Source organism: Streptomyces sp. ML-6 (assembly GCF_030116705.1).
Lineage (GTDB): Bacteria > Actinomycetota > Actinomycetes > Streptomycetales > Streptomycetaceae > Streptomyces.
This window is the reverse complement of the sequence record NZ_JAOTIK010000001.1, coordinates 1,098,508-1,125,333: the sequence shown is the minus strand read 5'-3', so window position 1 is coordinate 1,125,333 and position 26,826 is coordinate 1,098,508. Positions and strand designations below refer to the sequence as shown.

Below are 26,826 nucleotides of genomic sequence, written 5' to 3'. Positions count from 1 at the left end.
GGGAAGCGTGCCGGTGCGAAGACCATTCCTTCTCGGCCCGCCCCGGTTCACTGCAGGGTTCCGGCAGTTGTCCTGGCCCCCTTGTTGCCGTCCGCGCCGCCCCGGACACGGAAAGGGGCCTTCCCGCGCGAACGCGGAAAGGCCCCTCGGGCGGAGTCGGGAGGCGTCAGCCGCCGAACTCCTCCAGGCCCTTCAGCGCCTGGTCGAGCAGTGCCTGCCGGCCCTCCAGCTCCTTGGCCAGCTTGTCGGCACGGGCGTTGTTGCCCGAGGCGCGGGCCGTGTCGATCTGCGCACGCAGCTTGTCCACGGCGGCCTGCAGCTGACCGGTCAGACCCGCGGCACGCGCACGCGCCTCCGGGTTCGTCCGGCGCCACTCCGACTCCTCGGCCTCCTGGAGCGCCCGCTCCACCGCATGCATCCGCCCCTCGACCTTCGGGCGGGCGTCGCGCGGCACGTGGCCGATGGCCTCCCAGCGCTCGTTGATGGCCCGGAACGCGGCCCTGGCCGCCTTCAGGTCCTGCACCGGCACCAGCCGCTCGGCCTCGACCGCGAGCTCCTCCTTGAGCTTGAGGTTCTCGCCCTGCTCCGCGTCCCGCTCGGCGAAGACCTCGCTGCGGGCGGCGAAGAAGACGTCCTGGGCACCGCGGAAACGGTTCCACAGCTCGTCCTCGGCCTCGCGCTGGGCGCGGCCCGCCGCCTTCCACTGCGTCATCAGATCGCGGTAACGGGCGGCCGTGGCTCCCCAGTCCGTGGAGCCGGAGAGCGACTCGGCCTCGGCGACCAGCTTCTCCTTGGCCTTGCGGGCCTCCTCGCGCTGGGCGTCCAGCGACGCGAAGTGGGCCTTGCGGCGCTTGGAGAACGCCGAGCGGGCATGCGAGAAGCGGTGCCACAGCTCGTCGTCGGACTTGCGGTCGAGCCTCGGCAGGCCCTTCCAGGTGTCGACGAGCGCCCGGAGCCGCTCGCCCGCGGAGCGCCACTGCTCGCTCTGCGCCAGCTCCTCGGCCTCGGCGACCAGCGCCTCCTTGGCCCGCTTCGCCTCGTCGGTCTGCTTGGCCTTCTGGACCTTGCGCTCCTCGCGCCGCGAGTCGACCGCCGCGACGAGCGCGTCGAGCCGCTTGCGCAGCGCGTCGAGGTCGCCGACGGCGTGGTGCTCGTCCACCTGCGTGCGCAGGTGCTCGATGGCGGTCGTGGCGTCCTTGGCCGACAGGTCGGTGGTCTTCACCCGCCGTTCGAGGAGGCCGATCTCGACCACAATGCCCTCGTACTTGCGCTCGAAGTAGGCCAGAGCCTCCTCGGGGGAACCCGCCTGCCACGATCCGACGACCTGCTCGCCGTCGGCTGTCCGCACGTACACGGTGCCGGTCTCATCGACACGGCCCCACGGGTCGCTGCTCACAGCGCCTCCTCCACCTGATGCCCGCGAGGGGGTTCGCCCCCCTGGCATCGTCCACAGTTTCCTGGGGCGGGCAGCGCCCGCCCTGCACAACGCCAATCTAGGCGACCGGCCGCCCGGCTGTCCGCACTCAGCGCGGCCGAAAAAAATCCGTACCGCGCTCGTCGTCACCGGCCGGGCCGGTCCGGCCGCCCCGACCGGATCACGACTTGTCGACGGCGGCCTTCGAGATGTCCACGGCCTTCTTCGGCGGACCGTCGGCGGCACCGCCCGCCACGCCCGCCGCACCGATGTCCTTGACGGCCTTCAGCGAGACGTCGTCCATCGTGCCGAACGGGGTGTAGGTGGGCGGCAGCTTGCTGTCCTTGTACACCAGGAAGAACTGGCTGCCACCGCTGTGCGGCTGGCCGGTGTTCGCCATCGCCACCGTGCCGGCCGGGTAGGTCACCGTGCCGTCCGCACCCGCCTTGCCCAGCGCGGTCAGGTTCTCGTCCGGGATCGTGTAGCCGGGGCCGCCGGTGCCGTCGCCCTTGGGGTCACCGCACTGCAGAACGAAGATGCCCTGCGTGGTCAGCCGGTGGCACTTCGTGCCGTCGAAGAAGCCCTTGTCGGCCAGCGCCTTGAAGGAGTTCGTGGTGTGCGGGGTCTTCGCCGCCTTCATGGCGAACGAGAGGTCGCCCTGGCTCGTCTTGAGCGACATCGTGTACTCGGCCTTCTTGTCGATCTTCATCGCCGGCTCGGGCTCACTGCTCTCGCTCGGCGACGGGGAGGCCGACGGGCTCGCGCTCGCGGACGCGTCGGACTTGTCCTTCTTGTCGTCGTCGCCCATGGCGAGGTAGGTACCCCCCGCGATGACCGCCACCACGGCCACCGAGGAGGCGATGATGACCGACAGCCGCCGGCTCCTGCGGCGGGCCTCCTCCCGGCGCTGCTGCTGCCGCTCGAACTTCTCCCTGGCGAGCTGCCGCCGCCGCTGATCGCTGCTGACCACCGGGTGTTCTCCTTGTAGGTCGTCCGTATGGGGCCTGGGCTGCCCGTACCGTATATGGGTTGGCTGTGTAATGAGGAGCGCCGGTAGGCTCTGGTACTGCCGCGACCTTCTCAGTCGCCATCCGTTGTCGGACGACCATTAAGGACGATCGTGCTCATTGCCGGGTTCCCCGCAGGGGCCTGGGGGACCAACTGTTACCTGGTCGCCCCGGCCGCCGGTGAGGAATGCGTGATCATCGACCCGGGCCACCAGGCCGCGGCCGGAGTCGAGGAAGCGCTGAGGAAGCATCGGCTGAAGCCCGTCGCCGTCGTACTGACCCACGGCCACATCGACCACGTCGCATCGGTCGTCCCGGTGTGCGGCGCGCACGACGTCCCCGCCTGGATCCACCCGGCGGACCGCTACATGATGAGCGACCCGGAGAAGGCCATAGGCCGTTCCATCGGGATGCCGCTCATGGGCGAGCTGACGGTGGGGGAGCCGGACGAGGTCCAGGAGCTGAGCGACGGCGCACTCCTGAAGCTGGCCGGTCTGGAATTCGGTGTCTCGCATGCGCCCGGCCATACCAAGGGGTCGGTGACGTTCAGGATGCCCGAGGCCGCGGATGTTCCGCAGATCCTCTTCTCGGGCGACCTGCTCTTCGCCGGCTCCGTCGGACGCACCGACCTGCCCGGCGGCGACCACGCCGAGCTGCTCGAGTCGCTGGCCCGTGTGTGCCTGCCGCTCGACGACTCGACCGTGGTGCTGTCCGGCCATGGCCCCCAGACGACCATCGGCCGCGAGCGCGTCTCCAACCCGTTCCTGAACGGGATGGACGCGCCCCGACGAGGAATGTGACGAGAGAAAAAACGTGAGCACCTTCAAGGCCCCCAAGGGCACGTACGACCTGACTCCGCCCGATTCCGCCAAGTACCTCGCGGTGCGCGAGGCGCTCGCCGCGCCCCTGAAGAACTCCGGCTACGGCTACATCGAGACGCCCGGCTTCGAGGACGTCGCCCTCTTCTCCCGCGGCGTCGGCGAGTCCACCGACATCGTGACCAAGGAGATGTACACCCTCACCACCAAGGGCGGCTCCCAGCTCGCGCTGCGCCCCGAGGGCACCGCCTCCGTGCTGCGCGCCGCGCTGGAGGCCAACCTCCACAAGCTCGGCAACCTGCCGGTGAAGCTCTGGTACTCCGGCTCGTACTACCGCTACGAGCGCCCGCAGAAGGGCCGCTACCGGCACTTCTCGCAGGTCGGTGCCGAGGCGATCGGTGCCGAGGACCCGGCGCTGGACGCCGAGCTGATCATCCTGGCCGACCAGGCGTACCGCACGCTCGGCCTGCGGAACTTCCGCATCCTGCTCAACTCGCTGGGCGACAAGGAGTGCCGCCCCGTCTACCGGGACGCGCTCCAGGGCTTCCTGCGCGAGCTCGACCTGGACGAGGAGACCCGCCGCCGCATCGAGATCAACCCGCTCCGGGTCCTCGACGACAAGCGGTCCGAGGTGCAGAAGCAGCTGGTCGGCGCCCCGGTGCTGCGCGACTACCTCTGCGACGCCTGCAAGGCGTACCACGAGGAGGTGCGCGACCTGCTCTCCGCGGCGGGCGTGGCCTACGAGGACGACGAGAAGCTGGTCCGCGGCCTCGACTACTACACCCGCACCACCTTCGAGTTCGTGCACGACGGACTAGGATCGCAGTCCGCGGTGGGCGGCGGCGGCCGTTACGACGGGCTGTCCGAGATGATCGGCGGCCCGGCGCTCCCGTCGGTCGGCTGGGCGCTCGGCGTGGACCGCACGGTGCTCGCGCTGGAGGCGGAGGGCGTCGAGCTCGAACTGCCCGCGACCACCAGCGTGTTCGCCGTACCGCTCGGCGAGGAGGCCCGCCGGGTGCTCTTCGGCGTCGTCACGCAGCTGCGCCGGGACGGTGTGGCGGCGGACTTCGCGTACGGGAACCGCGGCCTCAAGGGCGCGATGAAGAGCGCGAACCGGTCGGGTGCGCGGTTCACGGTCGTCGCGGGCGAGCGCGATCTGGCCGAGGGCGTCGTCCAGCTCAAGGACATGGAGTCCGGCGAGCAGACGGCGGTGCCCCTGCCGGAGATCGCCGGGACGATCCGCGAGTGCCTGGCCCGGTAGTACCCGGTGTGAACACCATGGCCGGCCGATCGGGGCACCTGCCCCGGTCGGCCGGTTCTTCGTCGGCGCGATGGCGGCGTACGGCCCGGGGCAGGACGGCTCTCCCGCCTGCCACATCGTCAACTGGACGTGCGTGGATTCATTCTGACGAATGACTCCTGATCGGAAACCTCAACGGCGGCCGGTACGGGCCGGGCCGGTGCCGGACCCGGCGGTTTCCCGGGTCCGGGGCGTCGGCCGGAGGTGCCGGGTGCGAGATGCCCGCAGGTCCGGCACTCCGACCGCGCGCACGGGCGCGTACCGGGAGTGCGCGAAGGCCCCCGCGCGCCGCCTCGGCCGGAAACGAGCCATGGGCGCATCTTTATGTCCATCGAACGGAGATGCGGTACCCCGGTGCGGCACAATGACCGTGCCCAGCAGGCCACTCACTGACGGAACGGCGATATGACGACTGCAGCGGTTGACCATCCCTCCTCCGACCAGGACGAGGACGGCGGGACGAGGACCATCGGCGGCAGTCGGGCGCTCGCACTGCTGCTGGTGATCACGGGCGCTGCCGGACTCCTCGCCGCCTGGGTCATCTCCATCGACAAGCTCAAGCTGATGGAGGACCCCAACTTCACGCCGGGCTGCAGCCTCAACCCGGTCGTCGCCTGCGGCAACATCATGACGAGCGAGCAGGCGACCGCCTTCGGCTTCCCGAACCCGATGCTCGGCATGGCCACCTACCCGGTGATCATCGGCATCGGGCTGGCACTGCTCGCGGGCGCCCGCTTCCGAAGCTGGTACTGGCTCGGGATGAACGCCGGCACGCTCTTCGGCGTCGGCTTCTGCACCTGGCTCCAGTACCAGTCGCTCTACAACATCAACTCGCTCTGCCTGTGGTGCTGCCTGGCCTGGGTCGCCACGATCTTCATGTTCTGCTACGTCACCACGCACAACATCAAGCACCGGATCATTCCCGCCCCGAACTGGCTGCGCACCGGACTGACGGAGTTCCACTGGGTACCGCCGGTCCTGTGGATCGGCATCATCGGCATGCTGATCCTGACCCGCTGGTGGGACTTCTGGACCAGCTGACCGGCCTGCGACCCCCGCCGGACGACCGGCCCGGCGGGGATGTCGGTGCCGTGGCATAGGCTTCGGAACGTGGAGCCCGACCTCTTTACCGCAGCAGCCGAGGACCGTCAGGAGAAGGACCCGGCCGGCAGCCCCCTGGCTGTCCGGATGCGCCCCCGCACCCTCGACGAGGTGGTCGGCCAGCAGCACCTGCTCAAGCCGGGCTCCCCACTGCGCCGCCTCGTCGGCGAGGGCAGCGGCGGCCCGGCGGGCCCCTCGTCGGTGATCCTCTGGGGCCCGCCCGGCATCGGGAAGACGACCCTGGCGTACGTGGTCAGCAAGGCCACCAACAAGCGCTTCGTCGAGCTCTCCGCGATCACCGCGGGCGTCAAGGAAGTGCGCGCCGTCATCGAGGGCGCCCGGCGCGCGACCGGCGGCTACGGCAAGGAGACCGTCCTCTTCCTCGACGAGATCCACCGCTTCTCCAAGGCGCAGCAGGACTCGTTGCTCCCGGCCGTGGAGAACCGCTGGGTGACGCTGATCGCGGCGACCACGGAGAATCCGTACTTCTCGATCATCTCGCCGCTGCTGTCCCGCTCGCTGCTGCTCACCCTGGAACCGCTCACCGACGACGACCTGCGCGGCCTGCTGCGGCGTGCGCTGGCCGACGAGCGCGGGCTCGGCGGCGCGGTGACGCTGCCCCAGGACGCCGAGACGCACCTGCTGCGCATCGCGGGCGGGGACGCCCGCCGGGCGCTGACCGCGCTGGAGGCTGCGGCCGGTGCGGCGCTGGCCAAGCAGGAGAAGGAGATCAGCCTCCGGACCCTGGAGGAGACCGTCGACCGCGCGGCCGTCAAGTACGACCGTGACGGCGACCAGCACTACGACGTCGCGAGCGCCCTCATCAAATCGATCCGGGGCTCCGACGTGGACGCCGCGCTGCACTACCTGGCCCGGATGATCGAGGCGGGGGAGGACCCCCGGTTCATCGCCCGCCGGCTGATGATCTCGGCCAGCGAGGACATCGGCCTGGCCGATCCCACGGCACTGCCCACGGCCGTGGCCGCCGCCCAGGCGGTCGCCATGATCGGCTTCCCGGAGGCTGCGCTCACCCTGAGCCACGCCACGATCGCCCTGGCCCTCGCCCCCAAGTCCAACGCGGCGACGCTGGCGATCTTCGCCGCCCAGGAGGACGTGCGCAAGGGGCTCGCCGGACCCGTCCCCGCCCATCTGCGCGACGGCCACTACAAGGGCGCCGCCAAGCTGGGGCACGCCCAGGGCTATGTGTATCCGCACGACGTCCCCGGCGGCATCGCCGCCCAGCAGTACGCGCCGGAAGCGGTCCGCGACAAGGTCTACTACCAGCCCACGCGCTACGGTGCGGAGGCCCGCTACGCGGACGTGGTGGAGCGGGTGCGCGAGCGGCTCGGCCGCACGGCCCCCGGCAGGGAGCCCGGCCCGTCCGAGGGCTGAGGCGATCCGGCCGTGCCCCCCGTCCGGCTCAGCGCGCCGCCGCTCCGAAGAGGGTGTGCATGGCGTCGCGCAGCTCGATGAGGTCCCGCACCGGCGAGGAGAACTCGAAGCGCGCGTCGTAGCACTGCCCCGCCCCCTCGCGCAGTCGCACCCGCAGCCCGTACCGGTCCAGTGCCAGCGGGACGACCGAGGGCAGATGCGCCGCGCAGCGGCGGGCCGTCCGCCCGCCCAGGAGTCCGCACAGGGTCCGCAGCTGTTCGCCGTGCGCCGTGTGCAGGTGCTGGAGCAGCTCCGCCTCGTGCCCGCGGAGCGGGTCGGGGGCCGCGTCCCGCAGCTCGTCGGGCCCGACCTCCTGCGCGCCCCACAGGTCGTCGACGTACGCCTCGCCCGTCTCCAGCCGGAGCGTCGTGCGGCCGGGGCCCGAGATGCCGGGCACAGAGGTCAGCCGGCCGGAGACCCACGCACGGCCGCGGATGCGGTGCGGCACGGAGACCGGGGCGACGTCCGTGATCTCCAGCACGGCGGACAGCTCGTCGTCCTCGGCGTGCGTGGCGGCCCGTACGGCGGGGGAGCCGGCGGGCAGTTCGAGGAACAGGTCCCCGTCCGGGCCCACGTTCCTGGCCAGGGGCATCAGGTGGTCCGAGGTCACATGGCGCAGCCCGGGAACGAGCAGTACGGCGGAGCAGGTACTCTGTACGAGAGTTCGTGTGCGCTCGGCTGCTGACGGCATCCGAGTGGTTTCAAGCCCGCTGGGACGCGGCTGACCACGATCTGATCGGTCCTCCGTCGTATCGGCACCCCGAGGGGTGTCGACGCTGTCAGTGCTGTCCGTGATGTGACTGGTGTTCCCCGGGCGAGACATGCGATCTCCTCAACTAAGGTGAGCCTAACCTAACCTACAACGGAGGTCTGGAGAACGTGCCTAACCAGTCGCGTCCCAAGGTCAAGAAGAGCCGCGCGCTCGGCATCGCACTGACGCCGAAGGCCGTCAAGTACTTCGAGGCCCGCCCCTACCCGCCGGGCGAGCACGGCCGTGGCCGCAAGCAGAACTCGGACTACAAGGTCCGTCTGCTGGAGAAGCAGCGTCTGCGCGCGCAGTACGACATCAGCGAGAAGCAGATGGCCCGCGCCTACGACCGCGCCAAGAAGGCCGAGGGCAAGACGGGCGAGGCGCTCGTCGTCGAGCTGGAGCGTCGTCTCGACGCCCTGGTCCTGCGCTCGGGCATCGCCAAGACCATCTACCAGGCCCGCCAGATGGTCGTGCACGGCCACATCGAGGTCAACGGTGGCAAGGTCGACAAGCCGTCGTTCCGCGTGCGCCCCGACGACATCGTCATGGTCCGCGAGCGCAGCCGCGACAAGCACCCCTTCCAGGTTGCTCGTGAGGGTGGCTACGCCCCCGACGGCGAGACCCCGCGCTACCTGCAGGTGAACCTGAAGGCCCTGGCCTTCCGCCTTGACCGGGATCCGAACCGCAAGGAAATCCCCGTGATCTGCGACGAGCAGCTCGTCGTCGAGTACTACGCCCGCTGATCCGGCGCAGTCGTTTCACGAGCGTTCCGGCCCACCCCTCCCGGATGTACGGGAGGCGGTGGGCCGCCGCCTTTTCCCGGCACCGGACCGCGGCACGGAACGCCGCGCCCGGTCCGCGGGGCCGTCCGCCAGTGCCCTGGCCACCACCGCGTCCAGATCCAGCAGCCCGCCCGCGCGCAGGGCCGCCTCGTAGGGGCCGTCGCCCAGCTCCCGGCGGGCCAGCTGCTCGCAACGGAACCTGGGCTGCCCGTAGTGCGCCGAACCGAACAGCGGCAGCCCCACCGACGGCCAGATCCGGTCGGCGGCCCCCTGGAGGACCGCGGCCTCCGCGGTATCGCCCTGGACCGCCGTCACCAGCGCCAGCAGCTCCAGGGCGAGCACCGAACCGAGCAGGTCGTGGAAGGCGCGGCCGATCGTCAGGCACTTCCCGAGCAGCTCCCGGGCCCGGTCCGGCCGGCCCCGTTGCAGCGCCGCGAAGGCCAGCGCGTACAGCGCGTACGACAGGGCCCACTGCTCCCCGTGGTCCTCGCAGACCTCCCGGACCTCCTGGCAGATCCCGGCCGCGGTTTCCGGGTCCCCCTGGAAACCGATCACCGTCGCCAGCTCGATCCGGGCCATCAGCACATTGCTGTTCAGCTCGCCGAGCTCCCGGTAGCGGCCCAGCGCGTCGTCCAGCAGCCGCCGTGCCCCGGCCAGGTCGTCGGTGACCAGCGCCAGACCTCCCAGCCGGTGCACCGCGTACGCGAGTGCCCTGGGGTCACCGGCCCGCTCCGCCTCGTCCCGGCACTCCTGGAGCGCGGAGATCGCGCCGACCGGGTCGCCCTGGAGCACGGCCACCTGCCCGAGCACCCACAGCGCCTTCAGCCGCGAGGAGTCGTGCGCGGTGTCCTCCTCCAGCACGTGGTCCAGCCAGTGCCGGCCCTCCGCGAGCCGGCCGCAGCCCACCCAGAGGAACCAGAGGGTGCCGGCCAGGTACTGCGCGAGATGGGCCTCGCCCGGGCTCTCCAGCGAGTACTCCATCGCCTGCCGCAGATTCGGCAGCTCGCTCTCGGCGCGGGCGGCCACCTCGGCCTGTCGCGGGCCGAACCAGTCCAGTTCGCACCAGGTCGCGAGCCCCACGAACCAGTCCCGGTGGCGACGGCGCAGCCGGTCCGCGTCGCCGGTGGCCGCCAGCCACTCGGCGCCGTACTCCCGCATCGTGTCCAGCATCCGGTAGCGGGTGCCCTGTTCGGTGTCCTCGCGCAGCACGACGGACTGCGCCAGCAGCGCGGACAGCACGTCGAGCACCGACTCGGCCGGCAGATCCGCACCGCCGCAGATGTATTCGACGGACTCCAGATCGAACTGACCTGCGAATACCGAGAGCCGGGCCCAGAGCAGCCGCTGTTCCGGGGCGCAGAGCTCGTGGCTCCAGCCGATGGCCGTGCGGAGGGTCTGGTGGCGCGCCGGCGCGCTGCGGCTGGAGCCGGTCAGCAGCCGGAAGCGGTCGTCCAGGCGCTGGAGCACCTGCTCGGGGGACAGGGCGCGCAGCCGTCCGGCGGCCAGCTCCAGCGCGAGCGGGATCCCGTCCAGGCGGCGGCACAGCTCCCGGGTGACCGCGCGATTGCGGTCGGTCAGCCGGAATCCCGGCCGCACCGCGGCGGCCCGCTCGGCGAAGAGCCGTATCGCGTCCTCGTCCGTCATCGGCGGGAGCGGGAAGACGAGCTCCCCGTCCAGCTCCAGCGGCAGCCGCCCGGCGGCCAGCACCCGCAGCCAGGGGGCCCGGCGCAGCAGCTCCCGCACCAGCCCGGCGCAGTCGTCCACCAGGTGCTCGAAGCCGTCGATCACCAGAAGCAGCCGGCGCGGGGCCAGATGGTCGAGGAGGGCGGTGCGGGGCGGTCTGCCGGTGTGGTCGGTGAGCCCCAGGGCGTCCGCCAGGGCGTGTTCCAGCAGCTCGGGGTCGTGGACGGTGGAGAGCTCCGCCACCCGGACCCCGTCGCAGTACCGTTTCTCCAGAAGCGCGGCGATCCTGCTGACGCAGCGGGACTTGCCCACGCCGCCCACCCCGACCACGGTGACGAGCCGCGACTCGTCGAGCAGGCGGACGAGGTCGGTGAGTTCGTTCTCCCGCCCCACGAAACTGCTCAGCTCCGCCGGGAGGTTTCTCGGCGCGGCAAAAGCACTCGGATCACCGGGGGACGAAAGGGGGCGCTGGGGGCGTCGCATGGAACACGCAGAGTACCGGCAAGGGAGCTCTCCGTAAAATCTCCTCAAAGCGGCTCCCCTCCGCCGGGCCGGTAATGCGGTACGGGGTGCGACCACCGGCGCGATAGGCTCAAGGAACGACGACCGGCTGCCGTGCCAGCGGTCGCCGGACCGATCAGAGTCAGGCAGAGCAGTACAAAACAGCGACAAGCTAGAGAGCGGTGCACTGTGTCCGGTGGAGAGGTGGCCGGGATCCTGGTGGCCGTCTTCTGGGCGATCCTGGTTTCGTTCCTCGCCGTCGTACTGGTGAGGCTGGCCCAGACGCTCAGGGCGACCACCAAACTCGTGGCGGACGTGACGGAGCAGGCGGTTCCGCTGCTGGCCGACGCCTCCGCCACCGTGCGTTCCGCGCAGACCCAGCTCGACAAGGTCGACGCGATCGCGACGGACGTCCAGGAAGTCACCTCGAACGCCTCCGCGCTCTCCAGTACCGTCGCCTCGACCTTTGGCGGCCCGCTCGTCAAGGTCGCCGCGTTCGGCTACGGGGTCCGGCAGGCCATCGGCCGCAAATCCGCCCCCGAGCCGGAGACCGCCCGCCGGACGGTGATCGTCGGCCGCACCGTGCCGTCCGCGCGCGGCAGGAAGCGCGGCGGCAGAGACCCCCGCGGATCGAAGGGCTGACGCAGCGATGTTCCGCCGTACGTTCTGGTTCACCGCCGGCGCCGCCGCCGGTGTCTGGGCCACCACCAAGGTCAACCGGAAGCTCAAGCAGCTGACCCCCGAGAGCCTCGCGGCGCAGGCCGCGGACAAGGCGATCGAGACCGGGCACAAGCTCAAGGACTTCGCTCTGGACGTCCGTGAGTCCATGGCCCGGCGCGAGGCCGAACTGGGCGAGGCGCTGGGCCTGGAGGCGCCGGTCGATCCGGACCTCCCGGTCCGGCGGCACTTCGCCGTCGAGGCCCCCGAACCCCCCGGCCCGGACCGGGCCCTCGGGACAACCGAATACCGCAAGCTCCCCTACAACTCGTACAACCGGAATGAGGACCACTGATGGAGTCGGCTGAAATTCGTCGCCGCTGGCTGAGCTTCTTCGAGGAGCGCGGTCACACCGTCGTCCCTTCGGCGTCGCTCATCGCGGACGACCCGACTCTGCTGCTGGTTCCCGCGGGCATGGTGCCCTTCAAGCCGTACTTCCTCGGTGAGGTCAAGCCGCCCGCCCCGCGCGTCACCAGCGTGCAGAAGTGCGTCCGCACGCCGGACATCGAAGAGGTCGGCAAGACCACCCGGCACGGCACGTTCTTCCAGATGTGCGGCAACTTCTCCTTCGGCGACTACTTCAAGGAGGGCGCCATCACGCTCTCCTGGGAGCTGCTCACCAGCTCCGTGGCGGACGGCGGCTTCGGACTCGACCCCGAACGGCTGTGGATCACGGTCTACCTCGACGACGACGAGGCCGAGCAGATCTGGCGCGAGAAGGTCGGCGTACCGGCCGAACGCATCCAGCGCCTGGGCAAGAAGGACAACTTCTGGTCCATGGGCGTCCCCGGACCCTGCGGCCCCTGCTCCGAGATCAACTACGACCGCGGCCCCGAGTTCGGCGTCGAGGGCGGCCCGGCGGTCAACGACGAGCGGTACGTGGAGATCTGGAACCTGGTCTTCATGCAGTACGAGCGCGGCGCCGGGGACGGCAAGGAGGACTTCCCGATCCTCGGCGACCTGCCGTCGAAGAACATCGACACGGGCCTCGGCCTGGAACGCCTCGCCATGATCCTGCAGGGCGTGCAGAACATGTACGAGACGGACACGCTCAAGGTCGTCATCGACAAGGCCACCGAGCTCACCGGCGTCGCCTACGGCGCGGCCCACACCAGTGACGTCTCCCTGCGCGTGGTCGCCGACCACATCCGCACCTCCGTGATGCTCATCGGCGACGGCGTCACCCCGGGCAACGAGGGCCGCGGCTACGTGCTGCGCCGCATCATGCGCCGGGCCATCCGCAACATGCGGCTGCTGGGCGCCACCGGACCGGTCGTCAAGGACCTGGTCGACGTCGTGATCGACACGATGGGGCAGCAGTACCCGGAGCTGATCACCGACCGCAAGCGCATCGAGAGCGTCGCCCTCGCCGAGGAGGCCGCCTTCCTCAAGGCCCTCAAGGGCGGCACCAACATCCTCGACACCGCCGTCACGGAGACCAAGGCCGCCGGCGGCAAGGTCCTCGCCGGCGACAAGGCGTTCCTGCTCCACGACACCTGGGGCTTCCCGATCGACCTCACCCTGGAGATGGCCGCCGAACAGGGCCTCTCGGTGGACGAGGAGGGCTTCCGCCGCCTGATGAAGGAGCAGCGGGAGCGCGCCAAGGCCGACGCCAAGGCCAAGAAGACCGGCCACGCCGACCTGTCCGCCTACCGCGAGGTCGCCGACAACTCCGGCGTCACCGAGTTCACCGGCTACACCGCCACCGAGGGCGAGTCGACCGTCGTCGGCCTGCTCGTCGACGGCGTGCCCTCGCCCGCCGCCTCCGAGGGCGACGAGGTCGAGGTCGTCCTGGACCGCACCCCGTTCTACGCCGAGGGCGGCGGCCAGCTCGCCGACCAGGGCCGGATCCGGCTCGACAGCGGCGCCGTCATCCAGGTGCGCGACGTCCAGCAGCCCGTTCCCGGCGTCTCCGTCCACAAGGGCTCGGTGCAGGTCGGCGAGGTGACCGTCGGATCGTCCGCCTACGCCGCCATCGACACCACCCGCCGCCGCGCCATCGCCCGTGCCCACAGCGCCACGCACCTCACGCACCAGGCGCTGCGCGACGCGCTGGGCCCGACGGCCGCCCAGGCCGGTTCGGAGAACTCCCCCGGCCGCTTCCGCTTCGACTTCGGCTCGCCCGCCGCCGTACCCGGCACGGTCCTCACCGACGTCGAGCAGAAGATCAACGAGGTCCTCGCCCGCGAGCTCGACGTCCAGGCCGAGGTCATGCCGATCGCCGAGGCCAAGAAGCAGGGCGCCATCGCCGAGTTCGGCGAGAAGTACGGCGAGCAGGTCCGCGTCGTCACCATCGGCGACTTCTCCAAGGAGCTCTGCGGCGGCACGCACGTCCACAACACCGCCCAGCTGGGTCTGGTGAAGCTGCTCGGCGAGTCGTCCATCGGTTCCGGCGTGCGCCGCATCGAGGCCCTCGTGGGCGTCGACGCGTACAACTTCCTCGCCCGGGAGCACACGGTCGTCGCCCAGCTCCAGGAGCTGGTCAAGGGCCGTCCCGAGGAGCTGCCGGAGAAGATCGCGGGCGTGCTCGGCAAGCTGAAGGACGCCGAGAAGGAGATCGAGAAGTTCCGCGCGGAGAAGGTCCTCCAGGCCGCCGCCGGACTCGTCGACTCCGCCCAGGACATCCGCGGTGTCGCCCTGGTCACCGGACAGGTCGCCGACGGCACCTCGGCCGACGACCTGCGCAAGCTCGTCCTCGACGTCCGCGGCCGCATCCAGGGCGGCCGGCCGGCCGTCGTGGCCCTGTTCACCACCGCCAACGGCCGCCCGCTGACCGTGATCGCCACCAACGAGGCCGCCCGCGAGCGCGGACTCAAGGCCGGTGACCTGGTCCGCACCGCCGCCAAGACCCTCGGCGGCGGTGGCGGCGGCAAGCCGGACGTCGCCCAGGGCGGCGGCCAGAACCCCGAGGCCATCGGCGCGGCCGTGGCCGCCGTCGAGCGCCTCGTCACCGAGACGGCGTGACGACGGGAGTGACGGACATGCGTCGCGGTCGCCGGCTCGCGATCGACGTCGGGGACGCCCGGATCGGGGTCGCCTCGTGCGACCCCGACGGGATCCTCGCCACGCCGGTGGAGACCGTTCCGGGACGTGACGTCCCGGCGGCCCACCGGCGGCTGGGGCAGATCGTCGAGGAGTACGAGCCGATCGAGATCATCATCGGCCTGCCGCGGTCCCTCGGCGGCGGTGAGGGACCGGCCGCCGCCAAGATCCGGGTCTTCGCACAGGAGGTGGCCCGCTCGGTCGCACCCGTGCCGGTGCGCCTGGTGGACGAGAGGATGACCACAGTAACGGCCAGTCAGGGGCTGCGCGCTTCGGGCGTGAAGTCCAGGAAAGGCCGTTCCGTCATCGACCAAGCTGCCGCTGTGGTGATCCTTCAGAACGCTCTGGAGTCCGAACGGGCGTCGGGCAGGCCGCCGGGCGAAGGCGTCGAAGTGGTTGTCTGATCGCGATACGGTAACGTTCCGCGCGATGCGGCGGCGCCTTCCACAGGGCCGCACAGCAAAGAGACGGAACGTCGTCTCGCGGCTCTAGGGGATCGATGACTGAGTATGGCCGGGGCTCCGGCTCCGAACCGTGGCATCCCGAGGACCCCTTGTACGGGGACCAGGGGTGGGGAGGACAGCAGTCCGCCCACGGCCAGGGCCAGTACGGCGGCGGACAGCAGTCCTACCCCCAGGACCCGTACGCGCAGCACCAGCAGCAGATTCCGTACGCGGAGCAGCCGCAGCAGCAGGACCCCTACGCGCAACAGCCACAGCAGGACCCGTACGCGCAGCAGCAGCACTACCCGCAGCAGTCCGCGTACGGGGCCCAGCAGGACCCCTATGCGCAGCAGGCCCAGCAACAGGTCCAGCAGCCCCAGCAGCCCCAGTACGGCAACACCGGCTGGGACACCGGGCAGCAGGCCGCGATGCCCTACGACGCGCAGCAGGCCGACCCGTACGGCGGCGGGCAGGGCGGTTACGGCGAGACCTCCGACTACTACGGCACGGCGGAGGCGTACCCGCCGCCGCAGCCCCCGGGCCGTCGCGAGACCGCTCCCCAGCAGGCCCCCGCGCAGAACCCCGACTGGGACCCGGAGGCCCAGCCGGAGGAGACCCACCCCTTCTTCACGGGCTCCGACGACCCCGACGGCAGGAACAAGGACGTCGAGGACGACGAGGAGCACGAGGACGACTCACGGCCCTCCCGCCGCGGCGGCCGGGGCGGGAGCGAACGCCGGGGCGGCAAGGGCAAGAAGAAGAGCCGCAACGGCGTCGCCTGCCTGGTGGTCTCGCTGGTCCTGGTCGGCGGCCTCGGCGGGGCGACCTACTTCGGTTACTCGTACTGGCAGGACAAGTTCGGCGCGGCGCCCGACTACGAGGGCAGCGGCTCGGGGTCGGTCGAGGTGGAGATCCCCAAGGGTGCGTTCGGGTACGACATCGGCAACATCCTGAAGAAGCAGGGTGTGGTCAAGAGCGTCGACGCGTTCGTCGCCGCACAGAGCGAGAACCCCAAGGGGAAGTCGATCCAGGCGGGCGTCTATCTGCTCCGCAAGGAGATGTCCGCGGCCGAGGCCGTGAAGATGATGGTCGACCCGAACAGCCAGAACCTCCTGGTGATCCCCGAAGGCACCCGCAACGTCGCCGTCTACGAGATGGTCGACAAGAAGCTGGGCCTCAAGAAGGGGACGACCAAGGGAATCGCCAAGGCCGAGGCGTCCGGTCTCGGCCTGCCCGACTGGGTGAGCGACAACAAGAACATCAAGGACCCGCTGGAAGGCTTCCTCTTCCCGGCCGCCTACCCGGTCACCAAGGAGACCAAGCCGGAGGCCATCCTGAAGAAGATGGTCTCCCGTGCCAACGAGGAGTACGACAAGCTCGACTTCGAGGCGACGGCCAAGAAGTACAAGCTGGACGGCCCGTGGCAGGTCCTCACCGTCGCCAGCCTGGTCCAGGCGGAGGGGCTCACGCACGACGACTTCCGCAAGATGGCCGAGGTCGTGTACAACCGCCTGAAGCCGGACAACGCGGTCTCGAACCGCAAGCTCGAATTCGACTCCGCGTTCAATTACCTGAACAACCAGAGCAAGATCAAGATCGGCTCGGACGAGATCCGGACCAACCCGGACCCGTACAACACCTATTACCACGAGGGCCTTCCGCCGGGGCCGATCGGCAACCCGGGTGACGACGCCCTGCGGGCGACGCTCAATCCGACCGATGACGGCTGGATGTTCTTCATCTCGCTCGACGGCAAGAAGACCCAGTTCACCAAGACCGTCGCCGAGCACGAGAAGCTCAACAACAAGTTCAAGGAAAAGCATGGCCTCCGCTGACCGGCGCCACCGCGCTGCCGTCCTCGGCTCGCCCATCGCGCACTCGCTCTCCCCAGTGCTGCACCGGGCCGCGTACGCCGAGCTCGGCCTCACCGACTGGTCGTACGAACGGTTCGAGATCGACGAGGCCGCGCTTCCCGGGTTCGTCGAGTCCCTCGACGCCACCTGGGCCGGGCTCTCGCTGACCATGCCGTTGAAGCGGGCGGTCATCCCGCTGCTGGACTCCGTCAGCGAGACCGCCGCCTCGGTGGAGGCGGTCAACACCGTCGTCCTCACCGAGGACGGCCGGCTGACCGGCGACAACACCGACATCCCCGGCATGGTCGCCGCCCTGCGCGAACGCGGGGTGGAGAAGACCGACTCCGCCGCCGTCCTCGGCGCGGGCGCGACCGCCTCGTCGGCGCTCGCCGCGCTGGCCGGGATGTGCACGGGACCGGTCACGGCGTACGTCCGCAGCCAGGAGCGGGGCCGGGAGATGCGCGGCTGGGGCGAACGCCTCGGCGTCGATGTCCGGATCGCCGACTGGGCGGACGCCGAACTGGCGCTGCGGGCCCCCCTGGTCATCGCCACCACCCCGGCCGGTGCCACCGACGCCCTGGCCGCCGCCGTGCCGGACCGGCCGGGAACCCTCTTCGACGTGCTGTACGAGCCCTGGCCCACCGGGCTCGCCGCAGCCTGGGCGGACCGATCGGGCGCAGTCGTCGGAGGTCTCGACCTCCTGGTGCACCAGGCCGTCCTCCAGGTCGAGCAGATGACGGGCCGCGCGCCCGCCCCGCTCGCGGCCATGCGCCGGGCCGGCGAAGCGGCGCTCGCCGCCCGCTGAGCCCCCGCCCCCGCCGGTGCGATCCGTCCGTCTGCTGGACCGGCGACCGGTTCGGGCCCCCGGCCGTGGGAGGATCGAGGTGGCGGGCCAGGGCCGCGCACCCGGTCGCGCCGTCGCAGTTCCAGGCGCGAGCATGAGGAGCACCGTTGAGCAGGTTGCGCTGGCTGACCGCGGGGGAGTCGCACGGCCCCGCACTCGTGGCGACGCTGGAGGGTCTTCCCGCCGGCGTCCCGGTCACCACGGAGATGGTGGCGGACGCACTCGCCCGGCGGCGGCTCGGTTACGGCCGCGGTGCGCGGATGAAGTTCGAGAAGGACGAGGTCACCTTCCTCGGCGGGGTGCGCCACGGCCTCACCATGGGCTCCCCGGTCGCCGTGATGGTGGGCAACACCGAATGGCCCAAGTGGGAGCAGGTGATGGCGGCCGACCCGGTCGACCCCGCCGAACTGGCCGAACTGGCCCGCAACGCCCCGCTGACCCGCCCGCGGCCCGGCCACGCCGACCTCGCGGGCATGCAGAAGTACGGCTTCGACGAGGCCCGGCCGATCCTGGAGCGCGCCAGCGCCCGGGAGACGGCGGCCCGCGTCGCGCTCGGCGCCGTCGCGCAGTCGTACCTCAAGGAGACCGCCGGCATCGAGATCGTCAGCCATGTCGTCGAGCTGGCCGCGGCGAAGGCGCCGTACGGGGTCTACCCCACGCCCGCCGACGTCGAGCGGCTCGACGCCGACCCGGTGCGCTGCCTGGACGCCGACGCGAGCAAGGCGATGGTCGCCGAGATCGACCAGGCCCACAAGGACGGCGACACCCTCGGCGGCGTGGTCGAGGTGCTGGCGTACGGCGTGCCCGTGGGCCTCGGCTCGCACGTCCACTGGGACCGCCGGCTGGACGCCCGGCTCGCGGCGGCCCTGATGGGCATCCAGGCGATCAAGGGCGTCGAGGTCGGCGACGGCTTCGACCTGGCCCGGGTGCCCGGCTCGAAGGCGCACGACGAGATCCTGGTCACCGAGGACGGCATCAGGCGCGCCTCCGGCCGCTCCGGCGGCACCGAGGGCGGCCTCACCACCGGCGAGCTGCTGCGGGTCCGTGCCGCGATGAAGCCCATCGCCACCGTGCCGCGCGCGCTCGCCACCGTCGACGTCGTCACCGGCGAGCCCGCCAAGGCGCACCACCAGCGCTCCGATGTCTGTGCCGTGCCGGCTGCGGGGATCGTCGCCGAGGCGATGGTCGCGCTGGTCCTGGCCGACGCCGTCGCGGAGAAGTTCGGCGGCGACAGCGTCCCCGAGACCCGGCGCAACGTGCAGTCGTACCTCGACCACCTCCAGATCCGATGAGCGGCCCGCTGGTCGTCCTCGTCGGCCCGATGGGAGTCGGCAAGTCCACGGTCGGGGAACTGCTCGCCGCCCGGCTCGGCACCGGCTACCGGGACACCGACGCGGACGTCGTGGCCACGGCCGGCAAGCCGATCCCGGAGATCTTCTACGACGAGGGCGAGGAGCACTTCCGCGAGCTGGAGCGCCGGGCGGTGCACACCGCCCTCGCCGAGCACACCGGCGTCCTCTCGCTCGGCGGCGGCGCCGTGCTCGACGCGACGACCCGCGCCCTGCTCGCCGGCCACCCCGTCGTCTACCTCTCGATGGAGGTGGAGGCGGCCGTCAGGCGGGTCGGCCTGAGCACCGCCCGCCCGCTGCTCGCCGTCAACCCGCGCCGGCAGTGGCGCGAGCTGATGGACGCCCGTCGTCACCTGTACACCGAGGTGGCGCGGGCGACCGTCGCCACCGACGAGCGCACCCCCGAAGAGGTCGCCCAGGCGGTCCTCGACGCACTGGAACTGCCGGAGCGCACGGACGACCCCGTGGCCCCCGGCCGGGAGAGCACACCCATGACCGAGCAGGGCCCCATCCGCATCCCGATCGCCGGCAGCGCGGGCACCGACCCGTACGAGGTACTGATCGGCAGGCAGCTCCTCGGCGAGCTGCCCGGACTCGTCGGCGACCGCGTCAAGCGGGTCGCGGTGCTGCACCCCGAGGCGCTCGCCGAGACCGGTGAGGCGGTCCGTCAGGACCTCGCCGAGCAGGGCTACGAGGCCATCGCGATCCAGCTGCCCAACGCCGAGGAGGCCAAGACCGCCGAGGTCGCGGCGTACTGCTGGAAGGCGCTCGGACAGACCGGCTTCACCCGCACCGACGTGATCGTCGGCGTCGGCGGCGGAGCCACCACCGACCTGGCCGGATTCGTCGCGGCCACCTGGCTGCGCGGAGTGCGCTGGATCGCCGTCCCCACGACCGTGCTCGCCATGGTCGACGCGGCCGTCGGCGGCAAGACCGGCATCAACACCGCCGAGGGCAAGAACCTCGTCGGCGCCTTCCACCCGCCGGCCGGGGTCCTCTGCGACCTCGCGGCGCTGGACTCGCTGCCGGTGCACGACTACGTCAGCGGCATGGCCGAGGTCATCAAGGCCGGCTTCATCTCCGACCCGGTGATCCTCGACCTCGTCGAGGCGGACCCGGAGGGTGCCCGCACGCCCACCGGACCGCACACCGCCGAGCTGATCGAGCGCGCCATCAAGGTCAAGGCCGAGGTCGTCTCCAGCGACCTCAAGGAGTCCGGGCTGCGCGAGATCCTCAACTACGGCCACACCCTGGCCCACGCCATCGAGAAGAACGAGCGCTACAAGTGGCGCCACGGCGCCGCCGTCTCGGTCGGCATGGTCTTCGCCGCCGAACTGGGCCGGCTCGCCGGACGCCTCGACGACGCCACCGCCGACCGGCACCGCACCGTGCTGGAGTCCGTCGGCCTGCCGTTGACCTACCGCGGCGACCAGTGGCCCAGGCTGCTGGAGACCATGAAGGTCGACAAGAAGTCCCGCGGCGACCTGCTGCGCTTCATCGTCCTGGACGGCCTCGGCAAGCCCACCGTGCTGGAGGGCCCGGACCCGGCCGTGCTGCTCGCCGCCTACGGGGAGGTGTCGGCGTGACCCGTCGGGTCCTCGTCCTCAACGGGCCGAACCTCGGCCGCCTCGGCTCCCGCGAGCCCGACGTGTACGGTGCCACGTCCTACGCCGGGCTCGTCGAGACCTGCCGGGAGCTCGGCAAGGAGCTCGGCTTCGACGTCGACGTCCGCGAGACCAATGACGAGGGCGAGCTGATCCGCTGGCTCCACGAGGCCGCGGACGGTTCAATTCCGGTCATTGTCAATCCCGGAGCGTTCACCCACTACTCGTACGGGATGCGGGACGCGGCGGCCCAGCGCACCGCCCCGCTGATCGAGGTGCACATCTCGAACCCGTACGCACGGGAGGAATTCCGCCACCATTCCGTGATCGCGCCGGTGGCGACCGGGACCGTGGCCGGATTCGGCATCGGCTCCTACCGCCTGGCCCTGCGCGCCCTCGCGGACGAACTGACCGGCTGACGGACCGGCGGATCGGGCGGAATACCGGCCGCCCGGGCACTGCGGACCGCCCCCGGCCGTTGTCCTTGTGGCGGCCGGGGACGGTACGGTTGCCGTCCATCAGCGCCAGTTGCCTGTACGAGACGGAGTGGCACCGGATGCAGCACGCAGTGGGGACTCCGCTGCCGCCGCCACAGGGCCCCGGCAGTGGGCCCGTCGGCTGGACGCACCAGTCCCAGCACCCCGGCCACCCCGGTCCGCCGGGGCCGCCGCCGCCCACCGCCCCTCCGGCGCCCCAGGGCTGGAGCGGGCCGGCCCCGAACCACGCCCCGGCGCCGCCCGCCAGGGAGACCACCGGGCACGTCCAGCTGCCGCCCGCCGGCCCCGTCCCGCTGCCCGCGCCGCCAGCCGAGCCCGGCACCGGCGGGGCGACGCTCGCCGTCCTGCTGATCGGCCCCGCGGGCGCCGGCAAGACCACCGTGGCCAGGCTCTGGGCCAGCCGCCGCCGGGTCCCCACCGCCCACGTCAGCCTCGACGACGTCCGCGAATGGGTCTGCTCCGGCTTCGCCGACCCGCAGTCCGGGTGGAACGACAACTCCGAGGCGCAGTACCGCCTTGCCCGTCGCACCTGCGGCTTCGCCGCCCGCAACTTCCTCGCCAACGGCATCTCCTGCATCCTCGACGACGCGGTCTTCCCGGACCGGCCGGTCGTCGGCCTCGGCGGCTGGAAGCGCCACGTCGGCCCCGGACTGCTGCCCGTCGTCCTGCTCCCGGGCCTGGAGATCGTCCTGGAGCGCAACGCCGCCCGCAGCGGGAACCGCCGCCTCTCGGACGAGGAGGTCGCCCGGATCCACGGCAGGATGGCCGGGTGGTACGGCTCCGGGCTGCCGATCATCGACAACTCCACGTACGACGTGGAGACCACCGCCCGCGTCCTCGACGACGTACTCGCCCGGTCCATAGCCAGCCCCCCGGCCTGGTAGCCCGCCGCCACCGGACGGCCCCGGTCGGGTGCGCTGACCGAGCAGGCCGGTGCCACCGCTCGTAGGCTCGTGACATGTCAGAGGTGTACGCCGTCCGCCGAGGGATGCTCCGCGACCGGTGCGCCGCCGCCGGGTCCGCGGCCGCCCTGGTCTCCCGTCCCGCCAACGTCCGCTATCTCGCGGGCGGGGCGCCACCGGGGGCCGTGCTGCTGCTCGGGCCCGCCGGGGACGTCCTGTTCCGCCCCGAGGGCCCGCCCGGCGGTCCCGCCGAGGGCCGCATCGACGACCGGCTGCGCGTCCTCGCGCTGCCGGCCCTCGACGGCGATCCGGCGGTGGAGGCCGCGGGCCTCGCCGCCTCCTCGGGGGCGGACACCCTGGCCGTGGAGGAGCACCACCTGACGGTCTCCCGCCACCGGGCCATGGGCTCGGCCGCGCCCCGGATGCGGCTGACCGACCTGGGCGCCACCGTCGAGCACCTGCGGGTGGTGAAGGACGAGGAGGAGATCGCCTGCCTGCGGATCGCCGCCGAGATCACCGACCAGGCCCTGGGCGAGCTCCTCGAATCCATCCTGGTCGGCCGCACCGAACGCCACCTCGCCCTGGAGCTGGAGCGCCGGCTGGTGGACCACGGCGCCGACGGTCCCGCCTTCCCCACCTCCGTGGCCACCGGCCCGAATTCCGGCCAGGGGCGTCACCGGCCCTCGGACCGGCGGGTGGAGGAAGGGGATTTCCTCTCCGTCTGCCTCGGCGCGAACTACCGCGGCTACCGCTGCGAGATCGGCCGCACCTTCGTCATCGGCACGACGCCGGCCGACTGGCAGATCGAGCTCTACGACCTCGTCTTCGCCGCTCAGCGGGCCGGACGCGAGGCCCTCGTGCCGGGCGCGGCCTACCGCGACGTGGACCGCGCGGCCCGGCACCTGCTGGACTCCGCGGACCACGGAGGGGACCTCGTGCCGTGGACCGGGCACGGAGTGGGACTCGAAATCGACGAGGACCCGCAGCTGGCACCTGCGGCCATGGGTAAACTGGACGCTTGTGTGCCGGTCACCGTCGAACCGGGGGTCCACCTCCCGGGCCGGGGCGGAGTCCGGATCGATGACACGCTCGTCGTGCGCCCCGAGGCGGACGGCGGACCCGAGCTACTCACCATTACGACCAAGGAGCTGCTCGCGCTCTAGCGCGCATCCTCGGCCGTTCCACCAGCTTAAGTCCAGGAGATTCCGCAACCGTGGCTTCCACGAACGACCTCAAGAACGGCATGGTGCTCAAGCTCGACGGAGGCCAGCTCTGGTCCGTCGTCGAGTTCCAGCACGTCAAGCCCGGCAAGGGCCCGGCCTTCGTGCGCACCAAGCTCAAGAACGTGCTCTCCGGCAAGGTCGTCGACAAGACGTTCAACGCCGGCGTGAAGGTCGAAACGGCCACCATCGACCGTCGCGACATGCAGTTCTCCTACATGGACGGCGACTACTTCGTCTTCATGGACATGGAGACCTACGACCAGCTCCACGTCGACCGCAAGGCCGTCGGCAGCGCCGCCAACTTCCTGATCGAGGGCTTCACCGCCTCCGTGGCGCAGCACGAGGGCGAGGTGCTCTACGTCGAGCTCCCGGCCGCCGTCGAGCTCGTCATCCAGGAGACCGAGCCGGGCGTCCAGGGCGACCGCTCCACCGGTGGCACCAAGCCCGCCACCCTGGAGACCGGCCACCAGATCCAGGTCCCGCTCTTCATCACCACCGGTGAGAAGATCAAGGTCGACACCCGCACCAGCGACTACCTCGGCCGGGTGAACAGCTAACCGTGGCTGCCCGTAACACGGCCCGCAAGCGTGCCTTCCAGATCCTCTTCGAGGCCGACCAGCGCGGTGCGTCCGTGCAGACGGTCCTCGCGGACTGGGTGCGGCACTCGCGGACCGACAGCCGTCAGCCCCCGGTCACCGAGTACACGATGGAGCTCGTCGAGGGGTACGCGCAGTACGCGGACCGGATCGACGACCTCATCGCGACCTACGCGGTGGACTGGGAGATCGACCGCATGCCGGTCGTCGACCGGAACATCCTGCGGCTCGGTGCGTACGAGCTGATCTGGGTGGACGGAACCCCGGACGCGGTGGTGCTCGACGAGGCGGTCCAGCTCGCCAAGGAATTCTCCACCGACGAGTCGCCGTCCTTCGTGAACGGGCTGCTCGCCCGGTTCAAGGACCTCAAGCCGAAGCTCCGCCGGGAGCAGTGACCCGCGGCGGCGCCCAGCCGGCGAAGGCTCACGGTCACCCGACCGTGGGCCTTCGCCGTACGGCGCCCGGGCGGTGGCCGTTCCGTACGCGGACATGAGATCGCGCACGAAAAAACCGTGCCGGTACGGGCACCCCGAAGGGGGAACTCGCACCGGCACGGCGGTACGTTTCTTCGGTGGGGCGTCAGCCCTCTTCGTGGGCGACGGCGCGGCGCGCGTCCGCGTCCAGCACGCCCCAGCTGATCAGCTGCTCCGTCAGCACGGACGGCGACTGGTCGTAGATCACGGCCAGCGTGCGCAGGTCGTCCTGGCGGATCGAGAGCACCTTGCCGTTGTAGTCGCCGCGCTGGCTCTGGATCGTCGCCGCGTAGCGCTGCAGCGGACCGGCCTTCTCCGGCGGGACGTGGGCGAGGCGCTCCAGGTCCAGCACGAGCTTCGGCGGCGGCTCGGCGGCACCGCCGGGCGTCGTGCCCGGCAGGAGCTCCTGCACCGGGACCCCGTAGAAGTCCGCGAGCTCGGCGAGGCGCTGCACCGTCACGGCGCGGTCACCGCGCTCGTACGAGCCGACTACGACGGCCTTCCAGCGGCCCTGGGACTTCTCCTCCACGCCATGGAGGGAAAGGCCCTGCTGGGTGCGGATGGCACGGAGTTTGGCCCCGAGCTGTTTTGCGTATTCGCTGGACATAAAGCTCCCCGGACGCTGGAACATTCTGCGGCTCCGCCGCAGTGGCTGGTGACTCACTGTGAGGTTACGCAGCGTTACTTGGCTGCGTCAAGCCGAAAGGTCCGTACCGGCACCTCCCGGGGGCGCCACCGGGGCTCCGCGCAAGCCCTGGTAACGTGGATGACGCAATTTCGACGTCCTTTAAGGTCCGTCCCGTGAGGCGGAGAAGGAGGTCCGTTTCTTATGGACGCACAGCATGAAGCCCCCGGCAATGCGGCACGCCCCGTTCTGGAGGCCCCCGACATCGCCCGGGTACTGACCCGGATCGCCCACGAGATCGTCGAACGCGCCAAGGGCGCCGACGACGTGGTGCTCCTCGGCATCCCGACGCGCGGCGTCTTCCTCGCCCGCCGGCTGGCCGAGAAGCTGGAGGAGATCACCGGCGGAAAGATGCCGGTCGGCTCCCTCGACATCACCATGTACCGCGACGACCTGCGGCTGCGCCCGGCGCGCGCCCTGGCCCGCACCGAGATCCCCGGCGAGGGCATCGAGGGCCGGCTGGTCGTGCTCGTCGACGACGTCCTCTTCTCGGGACGCACGATCCGCGCCGCGCTCGACGCGCTGGGCGACATCGGCCGCCCCCGCGCCGTGCAGCTCGCCGTCCTCGTCGACCGCGGCCACCGCGAACTCCCGATCCGCGCCGACTACGTCGGCAAGAACCTCCCCACGTCGCTGCGGGAGACGGTCAAGGTCCAGCTCGCCGAGGAGGACGGCCGCGACGCCGTGCTGCTCGGTGTCCAGCAGGCCTCCCCGGCGGGCGAGCAGTAACCGCACCCCACCCGTACGACGCCCTTCGAGTCCGTACGGCGGCTTTCGCACGCCCGCACGCCCTCACCCTCCACCTTCCGGAGAACACCCAGATGAAGCGCCACCTCATCTCGGCCGCCGACCTCACCCGCGACGACGCCGTCCTGATCCTCGACACCGCCGAGGAGATGGCCCGGGTCGCGGACCGGCCGATCAAGAAGCTCCCGACCCTGCGCGGCCGTACCGTCGTCAACCTCTTCTTCGAGGACTCGACGCGCACCCGCATCTCCTTCGAGGCCGCCGCCAAGCGCCTCTCCGCCGACGTCATCAACTTCTCCGCGAAGGGCTCGTCCGTCTCCAAGGGCGAGTCGCTCAAGGACACCGCGCTGACCCTGGAGGCGATGGGCGCCGACGCCGTCGTCATCCGGCACGGCGCCTCCGGCGCCCCGTACCGCCTCGCCACCTCCGGCTGGATCGACGGCGCGGTCGTCAACGCCGGCGACGGCACCCACGAGCACCCCACCCAGGCCCTCCTGGACGCCTTCACGATGCGCCGCCGCCTGGTCGGGACCGACAGCGGGCTCGGCCGGGACCTGGACGGCCGCCGGATCACCATCGTCGGCGACATCCTGCACAGCCGGGTCGCCCGCTCCAACGTGCACCTGCTGACCACGCTGGGCGCCCACGTCACCCTGGTGGCCCCGCCGACCCTCGTCCCCGTCGGCGTCGAGCAGTGGCCCTGCGAGGTCAGCTACGGCCTCGACGAGGTGCTGCCGAAGTCCGACGCGGTCATGATGCTGCGTGTGCAGCGCGAACGGATGAACGCCGCGTACTTCCCGACCGAGCGCGAGTACTCCCGCCGCTACGGCCTGGACGGCGACCGCATGGCGAAGATGCCCGAGCACGCCGTCGTCATGCACCCCGGCCCGATGGTCCGGGGCATGGAGATCACCGCCGAGGTCGCCGACTCCGGCCGCTGCACGGCCGTCGAGCAGGTCGCCAACGGCGTCTCGATCCGGATGGCCGTCCTGTACCTGCTGCTCGGCGGATCCGAGCCCGCCGCCCCCGCCGCCCCGTCCCGTACCGAGGAGAACAAGTAACC

25 protein-coding genes are annotated in these 26,826 nt (G+C 71.3%); 20 read left to right on the top strand and 5 right to left on the bottom strand.

The window, feature by feature from the left end; genetic code table 11:
• Positions 1-166: 166 nt before the first annotated feature.
• Both OCT49_RS04870 and OCT49_RS04865 read right to left on the bottom strand, forming a co-directional pair.
• On the bottom strand, positions 167-1,396 hold the full coding sequence (locus OCT49_RS04870) for a DUF349 domain-containing protein (protein WP_283850663.1): 1,230 nt from the start codon (positions 1,394-1,396) through the stop codon (positions 167-169).
• A gap of 199 nt (positions 1,397-1,595) precedes the next feature.
• Positions 1,596-2,384, bottom strand: coding sequence for a peptidylprolyl isomerase (locus OCT49_RS04865; protein ID WP_283850662.1), 789 nt, complete (start codon positions 2,382-2,384; stop codon positions 1,596-1,598).
• A gap of 150 nt (positions 2,385-2,534) precedes the next feature.
• Here OCT49_RS04865 and OCT49_RS04860 point away from each other — a divergent pair, with 150 nt between their 5' ends.
• The 4 genes from OCT49_RS04860 (at position 2,535) to OCT49_RS04845 (ending at position 7,032) form a co-directional block, all read left to right on the top strand.
• The gene (locus OCT49_RS04860; protein WP_283850661.1) at positions 2,535-3,221 is read left to right on the top strand and encodes an MBL fold metallo-hydrolase; all 687 of its coding nucleotides are present in this window, start codon (positions 2,535-2,537) and stop codon (positions 3,219-3,221) included.
• Between the two features lie 13 nt (positions 3,222-3,234).
• A complete protein-coding gene (gene hisS / locus OCT49_RS04855) occupies positions 3,235-4,500 on the top strand; it encodes a histidine--tRNA ligase (RefSeq protein WP_283850660.1) in 1,266 nt (421 codons plus the stop codon).
• Positions 4,501-4,944: 444 nt separating this feature from the next.
• The gene (locus OCT49_RS04850) at positions 4,945-5,580 is read left to right on the top strand and encodes a vitamin K epoxide reductase family protein (protein ID WP_283850659.1); all 636 of its coding nucleotides are present in this window, start codon (positions 4,945-4,947) and stop codon (positions 5,578-5,580) included.
• Positions 5,581-5,649: 69 nt separating this feature from the next.
• Positions 5,650-7,032, top strand: a complete 1,383-nt coding sequence (locus OCT49_RS04845) for a replication-associated recombination protein A (RefSeq protein WP_283850658.1) — start codon at positions 5,650-5,652, stop codon at positions 7,030-7,032.
• A gap of 28 nt (positions 7,033-7,060) precedes the next feature.
• Here OCT49_RS04845 and OCT49_RS04840 read toward each other — a convergent pair whose 3' ends face one another.
• A complete protein-coding gene (locus OCT49_RS04840; protein ID WP_283850657.1) occupies positions 7,061-7,762 on the bottom strand; it encodes a DUF2470 domain-containing protein in 702 nt (233 codons plus the stop codon).
• A 188-nt stretch (positions 7,763-7,950) separates the two neighbouring features.
• On the opposite strand from OCT49_RS04840, the gene rpsD reads away from it, so the two are divergent.
• Positions 7,951-8,565, top strand: a complete 615-nt coding sequence (gene rpsD, locus OCT49_RS04835) for a 30S ribosomal protein S4 (protein ID WP_283850656.1) — start codon at positions 7,951-7,953, stop codon at positions 8,563-8,565.
• Positions 8,566-8,580: 15 nt separating this feature from the next.
• Here the strand turns inward: rpsD and OCT49_RS04830 are convergent, their stop codons facing one another.
• Positions 8,581-10,770, bottom strand: coding sequence for an ATP-binding protein (locus OCT49_RS04830; protein ID WP_283850655.1), 2,190 nt, complete (start codon positions 10,768-10,770; stop codon positions 8,581-8,583).
• A 222-nt stretch (positions 10,771-10,992) separates the two neighbouring features.
• Between OCT49_RS04830 and OCT49_RS04825 the strand changes: the two genes are divergently transcribed.
• The 13 genes from OCT49_RS04825 (at position 10,993) to nusB (ending at position 24,253) form a co-directional block, all read left to right on the top strand.
• Entirely contained in the window at positions 10,993-11,430 is a 438-nt protein-coding gene (locus tag OCT49_RS04825) for a DUF948 domain-containing protein (protein ID WP_283855667.1), read from the top strand.
• Positions 11,431-11,437: 7 nt separating this feature from the next.
• Positions 11,438-11,800: a DUF6167 family protein gene (locus OCT49_RS04820; protein WP_283850654.1), complete on the top strand. Its 363-nt coding sequence runs from the start codon at positions 11,438-11,440 to the stop codon at positions 11,798-11,800.
• Entirely contained in the window at positions 11,800-14,469 is a 2,670-nt protein-coding gene (gene alaS / locus OCT49_RS04815; RefSeq protein WP_283850653.1) for an alanine--tRNA ligase, read from the top strand. The genes OCT49_RS04820 and alaS overlap by 1 nt, the downstream gene beginning before the upstream one ends.
• A gap of 17 nt (positions 14,470-14,486) precedes the next feature.
• On the top strand, positions 14,487-14,951 hold the full coding sequence (ruvX, locus tag OCT49_RS04810) for a Holliday junction resolvase RuvX (RefSeq protein ID WP_187438458.1): 465 nt from the start codon (positions 14,487-14,489) through the stop codon (positions 14,949-14,951).
• A 95-nt stretch (positions 14,952-15,046) separates the two neighbouring features.
• Positions 15,047-16,825 carry an endolytic transglycosylase MltG gene (gene mltG, locus OCT49_RS04805; protein WP_283850652.1) on the top strand — a complete coding sequence of 593 codons (1,779 nt, stop codon included), beginning with the start codon at positions 15,047-15,049 and terminating at the stop codon, positions 16,823-16,825.
• Complete coding sequence (locus OCT49_RS04800) at positions 16,812-17,648, top strand: shikimate dehydrogenase (RefSeq protein WP_283850651.1); 837 nt, start codon at positions 16,812-16,814, stop codon at positions 17,646-17,648. The genes mltG and OCT49_RS04800 overlap by 14 nt, the downstream gene beginning before the upstream one ends.
• A 146-nt stretch (positions 17,649-17,794) precedes the next feature.
• Positions 17,795-18,979 (top strand): chorismate synthase, encoded by a 1,185-nt coding sequence (gene aroC, locus OCT49_RS04795; RefSeq protein WP_283850650.1) that lies wholly within the window; start codon positions 17,795-17,797, stop codon positions 18,977-18,979.
• The gene (gene aroB / locus OCT49_RS04790) at positions 18,976-20,622 is read left to right on the top strand and encodes a 3-dehydroquinate synthase (protein WP_283850649.1); all 1,647 of its coding nucleotides are present in this window, start codon (positions 18,976-18,978) and stop codon (positions 20,620-20,622) included. The genes aroC and aroB overlap by 4 nt, the downstream gene beginning before the upstream one ends.
• Positions 20,619-21,059 carry a type II 3-dehydroquinate dehydratase gene (aroQ, locus tag OCT49_RS04785; protein WP_283850648.1) on the top strand — a complete coding sequence of 147 codons (441 nt, stop codon included), beginning with the start codon at positions 20,619-20,621 and terminating at the stop codon, positions 21,057-21,059. The genes aroB and aroQ overlap by 4 nt, the downstream gene beginning before the upstream one ends.
• A 137-nt stretch (positions 21,060-21,196) precedes the next feature.
• Positions 21,197-22,021 carry a Pro-rich N-terminal domain-containing protein gene (locus OCT49_RS04780; protein WP_283850647.1) on the top strand — a complete coding sequence of 275 codons (825 nt, stop codon included), beginning with the start codon at positions 21,197-21,199 and terminating at the stop codon, positions 22,019-22,021.
• 74 nt (positions 22,022-22,095) lie between these two features.
• Complete coding sequence (locus OCT49_RS04775) at positions 22,096-23,202, top strand: M24 family metallopeptidase (protein ID WP_283850646.1); 1,107 nt, start codon at positions 22,096-22,098, stop codon at positions 23,200-23,202.
• Between the two features lie 50 nt (positions 23,203-23,252).
• Positions 23,253-23,819 (top strand): elongation factor P, encoded by a 567-nt coding sequence (efp, locus tag OCT49_RS04770; protein ID WP_283850645.1) that lies wholly within the window; start codon positions 23,253-23,255, stop codon positions 23,817-23,819.
• Positions 23,820-23,821: 2 nt separating this feature from the next.
• Positions 23,822-24,253 carry a transcription antitermination factor NusB gene (nusB, locus tag OCT49_RS04765; RefSeq protein WP_148833333.1) on the top strand — a complete coding sequence of 144 codons (432 nt, stop codon included), beginning with the start codon at positions 23,822-23,824 and terminating at the stop codon, positions 24,251-24,253.
• Between the two features lie 184 nt (positions 24,254-24,437).
• Here the strand turns inward: nusB and bldD are convergent, their stop codons facing one another.
• Positions 24,438-24,938 carry a transcriptional regulator BldD gene (gene bldD / locus OCT49_RS04760; RefSeq protein WP_014044812.1) on the bottom strand — a complete coding sequence of 167 codons (501 nt, stop codon included), beginning with the start codon at positions 24,936-24,938 and terminating at the stop codon, positions 24,438-24,440.
• A gap of 222 nt (positions 24,939-25,160) precedes the next feature.
• On the opposite strand from bldD, the gene pyrR reads away from it, so the two are divergent.
• Entirely contained in the window at positions 25,161-25,745 is a 585-nt protein-coding gene (gene pyrR, locus OCT49_RS04755) for a bifunctional pyr operon transcriptional regulator/uracil phosphoribosyltransferase PyrR (protein WP_283850644.1), read from the top strand.
• 92 nt (positions 25,746-25,837) lie between these two features.
• On the top strand, positions 25,838-26,824 hold the full coding sequence (locus OCT49_RS04750; protein WP_283850643.1) for an aspartate carbamoyltransferase catalytic subunit: 987 nt from the start codon (positions 25,838-25,840) through the stop codon (positions 26,822-26,824).
• The last annotated feature ends 2 nt before the right edge of the window (positions 26,825-26,826 follow it).

Bases quoted from the DNA above. Each gene is read 5' to 3' on its own strand.
- OCT49_RS04800 (WP_283850651.1), top strand. From the start codon at position 16,812: ATGGCCTCCGCTGACCGGCGCCACCGCGCTGCCGTCCTCGGCTCGCCC.
- alaS (WP_283850653.1), top strand. From the start codon at position 11,800: ATGGAGTCGGCTGAAATTCGTCGCCGCTGGCTGAGCTTCTTCGAGGAG.
- OCT49_RS04780 (WP_283850647.1), top strand. From the start codon at position 21,197: ATGCAGCACGCAGTGGGGACTCCGCTGCCGCCGCCACAGGGCCCCGGC.
- OCT49_RS04830 (WP_283850655.1), bottom strand. From the start codon at position 10,770: ATGCGACGCCCCCAGCGCCCCCTTTCGTCCCCCGGTGATCCGAGTGCT.
- OCT49_RS04840 (WP_283850657.1), bottom strand. From the start codon at position 7,762: ATGCCGTCAGCAGCCGAGCGCACACGAACTCTCGTACAGAGTACCTGC.
- aroB (WP_283850649.1), top strand. From the start codon at position 18,976: ATGAGCGGCCCGCTGGTCGTCCTCGTCGGCCCGATGGGAGTCGGCAAG.
- OCT49_RS04850 (WP_283850659.1), top strand. From the start codon at position 4,945: ATGACGACTGCAGCGGTTGACCATCCCTCCTCCGACCAGGACGAGGAC.
- OCT49_RS04775 (WP_283850646.1), top strand. From the start codon at position 22,096: ATGTCAGAGGTGTACGCCGTCCGCCGAGGGATGCTCCGCGACCGGTGC.
- ruvX (WP_187438458.1), top strand. From the start codon at position 14,487: ATGCGTCGCGGTCGCCGGCTCGCGATCGACGTCGGGGACGCCCGGATC.
- OCT49_RS04750 (WP_283850643.1), top strand. From the start codon at position 25,838: ATGAAGCGCCACCTCATCTCGGCCGCCGACCTCACCCGCGACGACGCC.
- mltG (WP_283850652.1), top strand. From the start codon at position 15,047: ATGACTGAGTATGGCCGGGGCTCCGGCTCCGAACCGTGGCATCCCGAG.
- OCT49_RS04820 (WP_283850654.1), top strand. From the start codon at position 11,438: ATGTTCCGCCGTACGTTCTGGTTCACCGCCGGCGCCGCCGCCGGTGTC.
- pyrR (WP_283850644.1), top strand. From the start codon at position 25,161: ATGGACGCACAGCATGAAGCCCCCGGCAATGCGGCACGCCCCGTTCTG.
- bldD (WP_014044812.1), bottom strand. From the start codon at position 24,938: ATGTCCAGCGAATACGCAAAACAGCTCGGGGCCAAACTCCGTGCCATC.